Annotated in this window: 8 protein-coding genes; all 8 read left to right on the top strand. The window is 24.0% G+C overall.

The window, feature by feature from the left end:
• The first annotated feature begins 52 nt into the window (after positions 1 to 52).
• Entirely contained in the window at positions 53 to 1,339 is a 1,287-nt protein-coding gene (locus ACXX89_RS00260) for a TatD family hydrolase (RefSeq protein WP_458557230.1), read from the top strand.
• A gap of 4 nt (positions 1,340 to 1,343) precedes the next feature.
• Positions 1,344 to 2,123 (top strand): 16S rRNA (adenine(1518)-N(6)/adenine(1519)-N(6))-dimethyltransferase RsmA, encoded by a 780-nt coding sequence (rsmA, locus tag ACXX89_RS00265; protein WP_458557231.1) that lies wholly within the window; start codon positions 1,344 to 1,346, stop codon positions 2,121 to 2,123.
• Entirely contained in the window at positions 2,124 to 2,870 is a 747-nt protein-coding gene (locus ACXX89_RS00270; protein WP_458557232.1) for a type III pantothenate kinase, read from the top strand. It begins immediately after the preceding gene.
• Complete coding sequence (locus ACXX89_RS00275; protein ID WP_458557233.1) at positions 2,870 to 4,471, top strand: ATP-binding cassette domain-containing protein; 1,602 nt, start codon at positions 2,870 to 2,872, stop codon at positions 4,469 to 4,471. The genes ACXX89_RS00270 and ACXX89_RS00275 overlap by 1 nt, the downstream gene beginning before the upstream one ends.
• Entirely contained in the window at positions 4,446 to 6,062 is a 1,617-nt protein-coding gene (locus ACXX89_RS00280; RefSeq protein WP_458557234.1) for an ATP-binding cassette domain-containing protein, read from the top strand. Before ACXX89_RS00275 ends, ACXX89_RS00280 begins: the two co-directional genes overlap by 26 nt.
• 7 nt (positions 6,063 to 6,069) lie before the next feature.
• On the top strand, positions 6,070 to 6,765 hold the full coding sequence (locus ACXX89_RS00285) for a pseudouridine synthase (protein ID WP_458557235.1): 696 nt from the start codon (positions 6,070 to 6,072) through the stop codon (positions 6,763 to 6,765).
• Positions 6,766 to 6,980: 215 nt separating this feature from the next.
• Positions 6,981 to 11,192 carry a hypothetical protein gene (locus tag ACXX89_RS00290; protein ID WP_458557236.1) on the top strand — a complete coding sequence of 1,404 codons (4,212 nt, stop codon included), beginning with the start codon at positions 6,981 to 6,983 and terminating at the stop codon, positions 11,190 to 11,192.
• A gap of 9 nt (positions 11,193 to 11,201) precedes the next feature.
• Positions 11,202 to 16,331: a hypothetical protein gene (locus ACXX89_RS00295; protein WP_458557237.1), complete on the top strand. Its 5,130-nt coding sequence runs from the start codon at positions 11,202 to 11,204 to the stop codon at positions 16,329 to 16,331.
• Positions 16,332 to 16,358: the final 27 nt, after the last annotated feature.

Raw genomic sequence — 16,358 nt, forward strand, 5'->3', positions numbered from 1 at the left:
TTATTTAAATTATAAACTTAAAAGAAAGAAAAAAAAGAATTAAGGAATAAAAATGGCTAATTTTAGATTTAGTGAATTAAAAACCAAGCATAAAGACGTTTTTTTAAATACAAATTTTGAAAATAATCCAATAAGTTTTTCAAAAATTGAAATTTCTGAAGAAAATTTTCCTAAAATTATAAACTTCTTAAAAGAACTAACTAAAAAAGAAGCAGATGATGAGTTTTTAAAAGGTAAAATTTTATTTTTAATAGATGAAGATGGTGAATTTGATGAAATAGCAGCTTGATTTAATATAAGAAAAAGTAACGATTCAAATAATGAAATTATTAATAATTTTGGTAACATTGGTTATTGAGTTAATCCAAAATTAAGACAAAGAGGAATTGGAACCTTATGTTTAGAAAAAGCACTTGAATTGATAAAAAATGAATATAATCTAGATACTTGTTTTATAACAGCAGATAAAACTAACTTATTTTCACAAAAAATAATTGAAAAATTTAATCCTTTTTTTAAAAAAGAAATTAAAAGAGAAAAAGAATCTACTTTCTTTTATAAATTAAGTACCAATATTATGGAAAATAATCTAATTGACTTACATGCTCATCCATTTAAAGAATATTATCAAAATCCTTCACAAGAAATTCAAGAAAATTTTAAAAATGGCATTTATAAAATGTTTTTCGTTTCAACTAATTGAAACGAAAATACAGAAATTATGCAGGAATTTGGAAAACATAAAAATGTTTTTCCAGTTCTTGGGATACATCCTAATACTGTTTCTATTAATGATGATTATGAAAATTTAGATAAATTAATAACAAAAGACATTGTAGCAATAGGTGAAGTTGGTTTGGATTTTTATTATGAAGATAATCCATCTAAAGATATTCAAATTAATTCTTTAATTAAACAAATTGAGATTGCAAAAAAACATGATTTACCTGTAATTTTACATATTAGGGATGCTTTTGAAGATATATATGAAATTATTAAAAAATATAAAAATGTTCCCTTCGTTTTTCACACTTATTCAGGCAACAGATTATGAACTGAAAAATTTCTTGAATTTAAAAATGTTTACTTTTCTTTTTCAGGTGTTATAACTTTTAAAAAAAATGTTGAGTCAAGAAAAGTGATAGAAATGATTCCTTTAGAAAGAATTTTTACAGAAACAGATGCTCCTTATTTAACTCCAGAACCTTTTCGTTCTGAAACTAATCATTCTTACTATGTAAAATATACACTCGAAACAATAAGTTTAATAAAAGGAATTTCAAAAGAAAAAATGAAACAAATTATTTTAAATAATGTTAAAAGAGTCTTTGGGGTATAAAATAATGAATAAAGAAATTAGAGCTAAAAAACAATTGGGACAAAATTTTTTAATTGACAAAAATATTATCAATAAAATTATAGAAATAGCAAATGTAGAAAATAAAGAAATCATAGAAATAGGACCAGGACAAGGTGCTTTAACTGAAATCCTTGTTTCAAAAGCAAAACATTTAACTGCTTTTGAAATTGATAATGATATGATAGAAATTTTAAAAAACAAAATAACAAACAAAAATTTTAATTTAATTCATAATGATTTTTTAAAAGAAGAAATTTCTTTTGATTCAAAAAAAGAAGTTGTTGCAAATTTACCTTACTATATTACAAGCAAAATTTTATTTAAAATATTTGAAAATATAAATAGTTTTTCAAAATTAACAATAATGGTTCAAGATGAAGTTGCACAAAGAATTGTTTCAATAAATAATAAAAGTGAATATGGAAAATTGTCAGTTAGTTGTCAGTTTATAGCAGATGTTACAAAAGAATTTATTGTGCCTCCTACTTGTTTTTTTCCAAAACCAAAAGTAAATTCCGCTATTATAACATTAAAAATTAAAGAAAATTTAGATCAAAATTATGTTAATGAATTTTTAGAATTTGTAAAACTTTGTTTTTCTATGAAAAGAAAAACTCTTTACAATAATTTAAAAAATAAATTCCCAAGTCAAGACATTTTAAATATTTTTAAAGAAAATAATATTATTGAAAACACAAGACCACAAGAATTAAATTGACAAACTTTTGAAAACCTTTTCAAAAGTTTTTACAGAAAGGGATAAATGCTTTATTTAGATTTAGGAAATTCGCTTTTAAAAATTGGATTTTTAAACACAAACAAAGAGTTAGAAATAGAAAAAATTCCAGTTGATAAAATGGATGAAAATATTTTAAATTCCAAATTGAAAGAAATAAAAAATAAAGGTTTTTTCTTTATAAATGCTTATTTTTCTTCAGTTAAACCTGAAAAAAATATAATAATAGAAAATGTTTTAAAAGAAAATAATATTAAAATTCACCAAATAAAAAACCACGTATTTAAGTTAACAGATTTAATTATTAGTAATCAAATTAATCTTTCTGAGATTGGAACAGATATTTTACTAAATGCTTTTTATACAGCAAAACAATTTAAATCAGCAATAATTGTGTCTCTTGGAACAGCAACTGTTATTTCAAAAATATATAAAAAAGAAATCGAAGGGGTTGTAATTTTTCCAGGAATAGAAAAGGGACTAAATTCTCTTTTTAATTCAACTTCACAAATAAATAAAATCAATTTAAATAATAAAATTGATAAAGCGATTGGAACCAACACAGTTGATGCTTTATCGATAGGTATAATAAACGGAAATTATTTTGCAATAAAAGGATTGATTGAACAAATGAATAAAGAAAATCTTCCAGTATTTTTTACAGGAGGAAATATAAAATATCTAAAAAATAAAATAAAAGAAAAACAAAATATAATTGAAGAAATGGTTATTAAATCCTTAAAACTACTAGCAGAAAGTTGTATAATTGAATAATGTTTAAATATTTGAATAAAGAAAAAATGCTTACTTTTTTTATTGCAATTATTGAAATGCTCATAGCTACAAAAATAACTTTTTCTTTATACATTCCTGGATTGATTAATCAATACATTCAAGAAAACAACAGTAAAGAATTTTATTTTTGAATTACAATAGAAGGGTGTTTATTGTTTTTTGCAACAATTCTAGCATTTATACGATTATTTTTAAAAAATAAAATTTTTAATAAAATTCAGTTTCATCTTAGAGAAGATATTTTAAGATCAACTGTTAATGAAAATCCAATGAATTTTGAAATAAAAACAAAAGGTAAATTTATTTCACAAATTCAGGATCAAATTCCAATAATTATTGAAAGGTTGTATTCTGCTTTTTTTAACTTATTTTTCAATATCGGAAGTATTATTTGTGCCATTATTTTAGCATTAATTTCAAGTTGAAAACTAAGTATATTTATTCTTCTTTTTTCTTTTATTACAACAGTTATTCCTTTAATTATTTCTTCGTTTAATTCAAAAAAATGAAAATTATTAATGAAAACTTTTGAAGAAGGAAATGTAAAATTATCCGCTTTTTTATCTACATATAAAATGTTTTATTTTCTAGATGTTAGACATATTTTTCAAGAACAATTAAATAATTTAAACACAAAATTTAGAATGAAATTATTGAAAATATTTTCTATATTATTTTTAGTTGATGTTGTAACTTGATATGTAATAACAATAACCGATATTGCTCTATTAATAGTAACTGCTTATTTTATTCTTTTTGAAAACGAAATGGTTGCAAACATTATAATAATTCCTGCACTTAGTTTTAAAATTAGTTTATCCTTTAGAATTTCTTCTTGATTCTTTGTACATTATAAAAGTTTAAAAGAAAAATTAGAAGAATTCAAAAGTACACCAAAAAATGAAAAATTATTTTTCAAAGGAGAAAATCCTAAATTTGAAGAATTAGTAATAGAAAATTTAAGCTATTCTTATAATGAAAAAAATGTAATTTTTAAAAATTTTAACTTAAAAATCGAAAAAGGGAAAAAGTATTTAATCAAAGGACCTTCTGGTTCGGGGAAATCTACTTTTTTAAATATAATTACTAAACAAATTAACGAATATAAAGGAAAAATCCTTTTAAATGGTTATGATTTAAAAGAAATTTCTCAATCTGAAGTTAATAACTTCTTTAGTTATTTAGACTCAAAAGAATTTGTTTTCTTTGATACTGTTTATAATAATTTAACACTTTGAGAAAAAGAAATGAATATTGAAGCACAAGAAGCACTAGAAAAAGTTAACTTAACAGAAGTTTCTTTAGATTATGAAATCAATTTAAATAATAGTTTATCAACAGGACAAAAGCAAAGGATTAATTTTGCAAGAACTTTTTTAAGAAACAAAAATCTTCTAATTTTAGATGAAGCACTTGCTAATATAGATAAAGAAAATATTGAATTAATTGAAAATTTCTTATTTCAAAATAAAGAATTAACAATTTTAAATATCAGTCACCATGCTGAAAATTATGAAATGTATGATTATATTATAGATATGGAGAAAATTAAAAATGAAATGATCGCTAAGAGCATCTAAAAAATATACAATTTTGTATATTATTGCTGAAATTATTAATGTTATTTCAACACTTCTTTTTGGAATTTTAATGTCTTATGCTTCTTCTTTAATTTATGATGCAATTGTTCCTACAAATGATAAGTATGCTTTTTTTAAAAGTTTTTTAATTGTTATTATATTTATTTTAGCGACTGATTTTTTTACTAAATTTTCCATTTGATGAAGAGTTAGACTTGAAATTTATTTCAGAATGAAATTAATTAATAAATTAATAGAAAACGTATTTAATAAATTTATAAATTCAACTGCTAAAAACAGTTATGAATTTGATAGTGCTAAAATTTTTAGTATTATTTTCAATGATAGTAATCTTGTTTTTGATCAAGTTATTTTAACAATGGTTAGAACAATCGGTTCCACAATTGGACTAATAGCTAGTTTAATTTCAGCAGGATTGATTGGTTTTTATTTAATTCCCATTATTTTAATTATTGTGTTTTTTTCAGTTCTGCTTTCTTTATTTTTCAATAAAAAACAAACAAAAAAACAAAAAGATTATTCCAATGCAAGAACTGAATTTTTACAAGTTATTGATAATTATTTAAATGGATTTAAAATTCTATTTTATAACAACAAAACTCATTTAATTTATCAAAACTCAAGAGAAAAAAATTGACAACTTTATAAAGCATCTTTAAAAGTTAACAACGCTCAAGCTTTAAATGAAATGATTCCTGAAAGAATTTTAAGAATACTACAATTTGTTTCAATAATCACTATGGCTATTTTATTATTTTTAAAAGTTCCACATATTACTATTTTTACTCTTACTTTTATTAATTTTCTATTTCCTAAACTAATTACCACTGTTCCTTCATATATTTCAGGAATCAAAAAAATAAAAACATCTAAAAAAATAATAGAAAAAATTGAATTTAATATTGAAAAAGATTTAGGAAATACTTTAGAAAAAGAAATAGAGAAAATTGAACTAAAAAATATTAATTTTAGTTACAAAAATGGAAAAAATTTAATTTTCAATAACTTTAATTTTAGTTTTGAACAAGGAAAAAAATACTTCATCAAAGGCGCTTCAGGAACAGGAAAATCTACATTATTAAAACTAATTCTTGGTATTGAGCAAGATTATGAAGGGCAAATCTTAGTTAACAAAGCAGATTTAAAAACTATTTCAGATAGTTCCTATAAAAATAAAATAACTTATTTAAATAGTGAAAATATCATTTTTGATGAAGAGATTTACAAAAATGTTTCTTTATGAGAACAAAACAATGATGAAAAAGTAATAGAAGCACTTAAAAAAGCTAATTTATGAAATGAAGTTCAGCAAAAAATTGAACACAAAGAGTCTGCCATTGCTTTATCTGAAGGACAAAAACAAAGATTATCACTTGCTAGAGTATTTTATTTAAATAGAAAATTCCTAGTTTTTGATGAAGTTTTTTCAAATTTAGATAAAAAAAATATTGAAATAATTTTAGATAGATTAATTGAAGATAAAGAAATAACCCTTATTTTAGTTAATCACAATTTAGATCTTAAGCATTATGATAAATTTGAAAAAATAATAGATTTAAACAATTTATAAGGTTACAATGAAAAGAATAGAAAAAATAATTTCGGATAATTGCAATCTCTCTAGAACAGAAATTAAAAAGTTAATTTTAAAAGGTCAAATTCTTGTAAATAATTCTAAAATTAAAGTAGGTCAATTATTTCAAGAAAGCGATTTACAAATCACAATTAATGGGAATTATCTTTATTTAAGAGAAAAATTTATTTATATTTTATTAAATAAACCTGCCGGATATGTTTGTGCAAATAAAGATAATTTACATAAAACAGTTTTCAATTTACTTCCTGAATCTATTACTAATATAAAAAATCTACATACAATCGGAAGATTAGATTTAGATACAGAAGGACTACTGATAATTACAAATGACGGCGAAAGCACTCATAATCTTTTAGCACCTAAAAAACACATAATTAAAAAATATTATGTAGAGTTAGATAAAGAAATCAATTTTGATTTTTTAAAAGAAAAATTTACACAAGGTTTTTACATTTCCCAAACCGAAAAAGTTAAACCTTCCTTTTTAGAATTAATAGAAAAAAATAAATGTTTTTTAAGCATTAGTGAGGGGAAATTTCATCAAGTAAAAAGAATGTTTCTTTCTTTTGATTATAAAGTTGCATATTTAAAAAGAGTTAAATTTAACAATTTAAATCTTCCTGATGATTTGGAGTTAGGTCAATATAAAATTATTAAAAAAGAAGATTTATTTTAATTATGATATATATATATATATATATATATACTCTTTGTTATTCTAAAACAATAACAAATTTTAAATATTATTATTTCTTTTATAAAAAATTCTATATTTTAAAAAATATTAAAAAAAGATATTTTAATCAAAATTTACGCATAATTTCTTTTGAAATCCCTATTTGTAAGACAATTTATAAGTATTTTTATATAATTAAAATATAAGGATTAATTATGCAAAAAAAGAAATTTAAAAAATATATAATTCCTACTTTTTTAGGTATATCTCCTATTTTAGCAGTTGCTTGTAATGAAAAAGTAGAAGTAGAAAAATTTGATAATAATGATAAAGAAATAGAAATTAAAAAAATAGATAATAAAACTACAGAAAATTCAGCTAATATTAAAGTTTTTTTAGAAAAACCCGTTTTTCAAAATGGTAATTTTTCTTTAACTTATGATAATCAAAATATTAATGGATACTTATCAAGCGATAAAAAAACTATAACATTTTTCATAAATAATTTATCATCAAATAAAATATATACTTTTGACATTAAATATAATGGAAAATCACTAAAAACTAAACAACAAGAAAAACAATTCTTCTTTAAAACTAAACAACAAGAAAAACAAGAAAATCCTAACTCCGGTATAAATAAACCACCTACAAAACCTAAGCCAGTAGAAAAACCAAAACTTCCAGAAACCCCAATTACGCCAACAAATCCAAAAAATAAAGATAATGAACCGAGTCAAGAGAAAAAAGATAATTTTACAATATCAAGCGTTTTTTGAAAAGATATCAATACAAACAACGTTACTTTAACTTTAAACTTTTCTAACTACACACTTTCTGTTGCAAACAAAAATAATCTTTTAGTAACTATTTCAGATGGACAAAATCATAATCAAAATCTTTCAATAACTGAATCACCTACATTTTCTATAACTTTTAATTCTCTTCAAGCAAATACAACTTATACTTTAACTTCCGTGTTGTTAAATGGAAATTCTTTATCTTTACCAAATGATAATTTAAGCGTTACAACAGCAATGAAACAAAAAGAAATAGAACCTGAAACACCACCAAAAAAAGAGAAAAAAACTTATAATTTACAAAATACCACTATTTCTAATATTCAAACTAATAAAGCACAACTTACTATTTCTTTAGATACACCATTAGATTCATCTGATGCTGCTACTTTATCTCTTCAAGACACAAATGGACAAACTTTTGATTTTAGTAGTCCAAAATCAAACAATACAAATTTAACTTTTGATTTATATAATCTTAAAGCTAATACAACATATTATCTTACTAATCTAGAAATAGGAACTCAAAATATTTCTTTAAATAATAAGTCTTTTACAACAACTAATAACAATGTAGAATTTAATGAAATAGACTATTCTCTTTTAGATTCATTTATAAAATATGATGAACAAGTAAGTAAATTTAATGAAAAAGATAATTTACACATTAAAGATATTTCTTTAATTGATAATAAAACTTTATGATTTGCTTTTGATCATTTACCTACTTTAAAAAATAACGATTTTACCTTTACATTTAACGGACACACTTATACAACCAAATATAATGGAACTTCCCAAAATATTTTAGTTAATGTAAATAATGCTAATTCAAATAATAGCATTTCTAATATAACTTATGGCGGAAATTCCATAGAATTTAGTAAAAATATCGTAAATATAAGCAAAACCGGAACAAGTGCTACATACTCTGTTGATTCTTTTAACATCAGCAATAATAAAGTTAATATCAATTTAAATTATTTACCTAATGTTACAAATAATAAATATCTCATTACAATAAAACCTGATGTAAATGCCTATGATGGAGACATAACAGTTGTAGGAACTTATAAAAATGGTCACATCGAATCTGAAAATATTATTAAATTTAATCAAGGATACAATAAATATATTCTAAGTGATGTGGTATCTCTAAATAATAATTATTCATTTAATGTTCCTGAAGAACTTTCATGACAATCTAATCAAACATTTAATCCAACCATTTCCAAAATACAGTTTGCTGTTGCAAATACTACAAGCAATACCTTTGTAGGAGCAATTAACATCAATGCAACTGATTCAGAAATGGAACAATTTAGAACTAAATATTTAAAACTCACTTTTGTAGATTTAGTGCAAAAAAATATTCCAACCGATAGTGAAAGTGACAAAAGAAGTTATGGATATACAGGTGATGGTGGTGATTGATTTGAAAGACAATTTCGTCAAGAAAATACCAAATCAATATTTTTAAATTTTGATGAACTTAAAAAATTCTCTTTTACTGGTTTAACTGAAGGAATTACTTGAAAACTAAATCAAGTACAAATTGTTAATAAATATGACTTATCATCAGTTATAGACTATGATGACAAAGGACAAGAAGGAAAACTAAAACATCGCAAATTAAGTCTAATTCAACAAAGTGGAATAACTGAATTAAAACCAACTTTAGATGTTTCACAAAATACATACAATGATGCACTTGGAGTTAATTTTATAGCAAATAATTTAAATACAATCAATAGTTATCAATACCAAGAATCACAGTTAACTAACAACATTAATGGAGATGTTCCAGAATCAATACCATTTAATTGACATAACTATACAACTTTAAACAATGCTTATTTAAAAAATACCTTATTTTTAACACATTATAGTGGAGATGTTAATTCATATCTAGCTGGTTCATATTCACAATATAACAATCCTTTACCTGTTGTACTATTTGATAATAATCAAGAATATAACTATGGAGCAATCAAAGAACATGCTCTTGATAAAGAAATGCACGAAAACTCCGATAGAACCGAATTTTATGTAGAAAAAGATCTTAGAAACTTTAAAAATTTAGACACTAGTAAAGAAGCAATTCTTAACTTTAGTTTTGTAGCAAGTCCAAAAAAAGTTAACTTTAGACAATTTTCTTTTGGTAGTTTTGATTGAGCTGTTTCTTTTAGTTGAAATAAACTTAATGCAAGTAATAACAAAACTCTTTCAAACATAAAGATTAAACTTTTAGGAAAAACTGAAGATTTATTAAAAAAAATTGGAAGAAAAATCGATTCAAATAGTAACTATCATTTAACATTAAATGACCAACAACTTGAAGACTTAATGAATAAACATCTTAAAGCACAAGTTTCAATAAATGGAGATAAATTAAAAATCTCATTAATTGCTCGGGAAGGGCACATTAATAAAGATATGTACATTCACAATCTTTCTTCAAGTTATTCAACTTTTGTTGATAAAACTTGAAATTATCTATCTATTATGTATTTAAAAAATGGAGAACCTTTTTCATATAAAAATGAGCACACTAAAGCAAAAAATCAATTAAAAATAGATGGATTTGAGTTTGATAAAGATACTAAGTTTAAAAGTGTTGGGTATAATGATGCTGATAATCCTATAAATATTGAAGTTACAACCTGATATACAAAATCTTCAGTTCAAAATACAATTCAAGAAGAAGTAATAGCTAGATCATTTGGAACTTTGTATGGAACTGCTTGAATGATAGGTAAAGTTGATCCTAGCAATCCAAATGATAATAGATATTATTTTGGAACTAATATTCACGTTCCAGTACAAACTACAGATTTTATTTCAGCACCAAAGCAACATACTTCAAAAGAAGATGTAAGTCTATTTTTAGGAGATTACTGAAATACAAATAATTCTGTTTTTTGAACTTCTCAAAATAATAACAATAAAAGTTTAGATGGAAGTTTATCAAATGTTAAAGGTAAAAATAGAACAGATTTTAAAATTCATATAATAGACATAAGCGAACTAATTAACTACTATAACCAGCATAAAAATGATGTAAATAAAGAAAATAATCCAAGATTTAAAGTTGCTGAACATATTGCTAATTGAAAAAATATAAGACACAATAAAGTATCTAAAATGGGTCGTTATATTCACCCTTATATGTACTATACAATGTATATGTCTTCCTTTCCTGGTTCAACAAAAAAACATACTAAAAAGAATATTCAAGTTCGTCAAAACTTTGTTGGTGATATCTTATTTTATCCAGGAAATTTAGTGCAAGATGCTACAACTGAAAAATCAAGTTTTATCAAAAAATTCCAAAATTCAAATGGTGAAATTATAAGAGGTAATGCAGAATACCAACTTGCCGGCGGTTCTTCAGGAACTGGTCTATATGATCATGAAGGAAACTTTTTAGGAATCCATGCTAACGAAGAAAATGGTGAAGCTTCTTCCTATTTATTATCTTCACAAAGAATTAATTTCTTTGGTGAATTAAATGATTATAATAATGGTTCATTTGCTTATAAAATACAGAGATTAAGTCGTTTATATCCTAAAAAATATAAAATGCTTGATATTTTCAATGAGTTTGAAAATCCAATTAAAAAATAAGGAGTGAGAATGAAAAAAATAAAAAAATTACTAATTCCGAGTGTTTCTATTACTATTGCTGCTTCTTTACTAACAATAGCATGTGGCAATAACGAAATAACAAAAGAACAAACTTTTGATGCTAAAGTAGAATCTATTCATGTTGACAATAATTCTGCAATTATTAAAATAAAATTAACTAAAACTTACAAAACTTCTGAAATTTCTTTATATTTAAGTAAACCTACACAATATGATAAACCACATATTAGCATTTCTTCTAATATTTTAACTATTACTTTTAAAAATATGAAAGAAAATACTGAATATCAAGTTGATAGTATTTTTGCTAATAAAACTGAATTAAAATTTTCTCAATTTGATAAAGAAAAATTGAGATTCAAAACATTAAAAAATCAAGAAGTTAAAACAGATGCAGAGATTTTGAGTGTTAATTCAGATTCAAATAGTGCTACATTTACTTTAAAATTGACTAATAAAAATTTAGATGTAAGCAAATTATCAGCAACTTTAAACCCAAACTCAAATGCTTCAATTACTTCTAAAAACGATGTAGTTACTATTAGTTTTAAAAACCTTACTCCAGATACAGATTATCATTTATCACAACTCAAAGTTGGAAACACTATTTTAAAATTATCAAATAGTGACAACAATAAATTATTCTTTCATACAGCAAATATAAGCAAAAAACCACAAATTACTCAATTATCTCTTTCTGAAGATAATAGCAAATTATATGTAAAACTTGCTAATGCAAATAAAACAATGTTTGCAAATACAGCAAAAATAAAATTTGAAAATATTGATTCCGTTTTTACTTCTTCTTTATATGATGCAAATACACAAATATTAACCTTTGATATTTCAAACATAACAAAACCAGATAATAATAAATTGGCAATTTCATATTTAGAAATTGCAAATAATCAATATCACAGTAATTTAACAATTACTTTTAACAAAACAAATAATCCTGAAATTGATTCTCCAGAACCTGAGACACCACCTAAAACTAATCCAGGAACAGGTGATAATCTTGGCGGAACAGATAATTCACAGAATCCACCTGAACAAAATAATCCAAAAGGCGAAAATCCTTCACCAACTACTCCCGATAACAGTAGTAACCCCATTGAAAAACCAAGACCAGAAAATGATCAATTTACTATCGATTCTATTTCTTTAACAGAAGTTTCTAAAACAAGTGCATCATTAAGAATTTCATTTTCTTCTAATAGCAAATTACACGATCCAAATGAACATACCTTTGATGCTATATTATCAGATTCTGTTAATTTAAAAGTTACAAATTTTAGAGAAGGAAGTAATTTATATTTAAATTTTAATAATTTAACTGCTAATACAACTTATAAATTAACATCTTTAAAATTAAATAATGTAACTTTAAATTTGCCAACTAATAATCCAACTTTCACAACATTAAATACAAATTCAGAAGCTTTTGTTAGTGAAAACTTTAAAAAAGTATTTAATGAAAGTCACGTTTTCGGAACATATAGTCAAGATTTATTAAATGTAAATCAATATACAGATTCAACTGATGCAACAATTAAAGCAGATAATTCCTTAAATCAATACTTTACTTTTATAGAAAGTAGTGATTACAATCAAGTTTCAAACGAAGTTTTAAATCCACCAAAAAATACACAAATTATCAACTCAACAATAGCTGATAATACTATCAAAATTCAAATTAAAACAGTTGATTTAAGTGATAATACTTCACTTACTTTAAAATACAAAAAAGCCACTAAAGAACAACTTAATACAGTTTCTGAAACAGGTGTTAATGCTGTTGTAACTAATAATTTAGTAACTTTTACAATTAATAGTTTAGCTGCAAATGAGTTTGTAAAAATAACAGGTTTATATAATAATTCAAATAAAATAAATCATTTTAGTGGATTAAATAGTATTTTTGAAAATAAAAACTATACAACTGAATCAAATGCTTTTGAATTTAGTAGTGAAAATAATTTTAAAGCTATAAGATATCAAAATGGTCTCATTTCCCTGGAATTTATTGCAACAAAAAAATCAAATCAAAATTCAAATGTAAACTTTCCACAATATTTTATAAAATATAAACAAAACGGTTCTTTTCAATACAAAGAATTTAGTCGTAGTGCTTTAGAGGGTTCAACAAATGCTCGTAAATATAATGTATTTTTACAGAAAAATGAATCATTTATATGAGATAATTATGTAGATTTAGTTTTACAAAAAAATGGTGACAGTGGTTCTAATTACTATGATATAGAAGGCTTTCCAGGATTTAATAGTGCTTCAGGAACTCTTACTAATAATTACCAAAATCCTGTTTTAGACGTTTTATCAACAAAAGTAGAAAATAACAAAGTTATTGTTAAATATTCACAAAGTCTTAATGAAAATATTAATTCAATTAAACTTTTAGTTAAAAACTTAAATCCTTTTGATCCTTATTCAAAACTTATTGAAGCAACAGTTGATAAAACTAATAAAAACGCTTCATTCAATGTATCGCTTTTACCTAAAAACCTCTCTAAATACATTATTACAGCAGCTCAAGTAGGTGATGAACAAACAGGTTTTTCTTTTTTAGATAAATATAAATTTCAGACAAATGTATCAGCAAAAACCTTTAATTTAACTAATTTTTCTACTTATATCGATGAAAATAACAAAAAATTATATGGATCAGCAAAATTTGATTTTACTAATGAAGATTTAAAATTATTCAAAAACAAATGAATTATTTTTGAACTAAAACCTGAAGTGCAAGCTGATAAACTCGAAGCATATCAATTTGTTTTACCAACTACTTTAAAACTAATTGTGCCATTTGAAAAACTCTGAAAATTCCAAATTTCTGGTTATTTTGAAAACACTAAATATACTATTTCTAAAATATATGCAACAGAAAAACAAAGAATGGATATGTATTATGATAAATTTAATTTTTCTGCTAATGCACAAAAATCATTTAGATATCACTTTAATTATTCAACAAAAGGAAGTAGTCCTTATTTATTAACTAACAATAATCAAACTAACGCTATTACAACTTATAACAATAGCGATTTAATTACTCAAAGTAAAAACTTAACTGTTGATGATTTAACTGGATATTGATTAAACCATGAAAGCAAAAGCAAAATTCCTTACTCACTTCAAAACCATTATGCTTTAGTTGAATATGAAAGAATGTGAAAATATCGTGCACTTGAAGATGATAGCACCTTAGCTAAAAAAGATTTTATACTTGTCGATGATACGGGAAAAGAACTTGATTATTACTTTTTTACACCACGTGAAATTCTTGCTAAAACTATTTTTAACTTTGGTGAAAATCACCATTCAATTTGAATAGAAAAAGATTTAGATGAATATAAAAACTGAGAAAATTTTCAAAATGAAACATATTTTACTTTTAGATTTGAATTAGAAAACACTAAAATTATTACAACTAAAACTAATCGAAATTCTTCAGTTCCAGTTCCCCGTGGGTTGTTATCCTTTGTAAATGTTTCAGTTTCTTTTAAAGAACTTTTAGAAAGACACACAATTGAAGATGCAAGTTTTACAATTACCGCAAGAAATGAAGATGCTTTATTTAATCAAACTCTAGCTGCAATGATGAAAGATAGATATTCCTTTAAAGTTACTTATGATCAAAATAATAAAAAGTTAAAATTAGAAGTAATTCCAAAACATTCTGATATTTATTTCACAGATATTTTATCTGAACATATTTTAGCTAATAAATCAACAGCTTTTGTTGGAAATGTCTTTTTAACTATGAACTATATTGATAATAAAGTTAATGCAACTAAAAATCCTTCATATCTAGCAAAAGCACTAAAAGATTCGATGTCAATTTCACTCACTGAAACTATCCAATCTCGTCAGCAAGCTGAAGAAGGAAAAAGAAACAATTCTTCCTATGATAAATTTCAACAAACATCAAAATTAAAAACTGAAGAAGGAATTGTTAAACGCCTTTATTTAGAAGATAAATTTGATGTATTAAACGATGTAAGAAAAAGAACTTTCGCTTTTGATTACCATGGAAGAGGAACATGAGGTTTATTCAACAAAGTAAAACCAGATGATCCAAACGATCATCGTTACTACATTGTCTCTAACTCCCATAATATCGATTTGCTAGATGATGGTTCTAGTCCTTCATGAGTAAGAGCAGGTCAATCACTAGATGGATTAAACATTGAAAAAAGAACAAGAAGTAATATCCTATCTCCTATTTTCTTAAATAGACCTACTGCTAACACACCTAATAAAGAACCTATTTTAGAAAATCATGGTTTAGGGCACAATATGATTAATAATTTAAGTATTGAAATGGTTTCACACTTTTTTGCAAATGGTAAAGCTGATGAAGATTCCTATAAAGATCCTTACTTTCAAGATTTTCGCGATAACTATGGAAATCCACTTAGCAGAGGTGAAAAATATTCAGATATCACTGTTGCAATTATAGACATCTCTTGATTTGAAAATAATTTTGCAAACAAAAATATAGATAGCACTGATTTTACCTTTGAAGGTAAAAAACTCAGTGATGATCAAAAACGAATTATTAAATTCTTTTTAAACTGAAAAACTGCTAAAGAAATTAAAATTTCTAATGAATTATTACATCAAAATGCTTACAACAATTTAAATTGACTTGTTGGTTCTATGCCAGGACAAAATTCTAAAAACCCTGATTCTCCAGTAGGCAAAAACGGACAAACTCGTTTCCGTGAATATTTATTAGGAAACTTCAGATTCCAAGGAAATATTAATAGTCTTGGTTCTTTAAATCATAAAAATGAAACCATTGTATATGGTTGAAATAGTGTTGATTTTGCAGCTGGTTCATCAGGTTCTAATGTTTTTGATAGTCAAGGTAATTTAGCTGGACTTGTAACACAAGATCAAGATGGACAAACTGCAGAACAAGGAACTGCTTCAATTATGTTACTGGATGGACAAAGAATTGGTTACATCGGAAATGGACACAATCCTCAAAATCCTTATTCATTTTATGAAAAAATTCGTTTACTTTCTTACTTATTTCCAGAACGTTATGGAGCAAAACACTTTTCTGAAAAACCTGCAGATTTATTATAATTTCAAAAAACACCACAAAAATATGTG

The organism is Mycoplasma sp. 1012, from assembly GCF_054343455.1.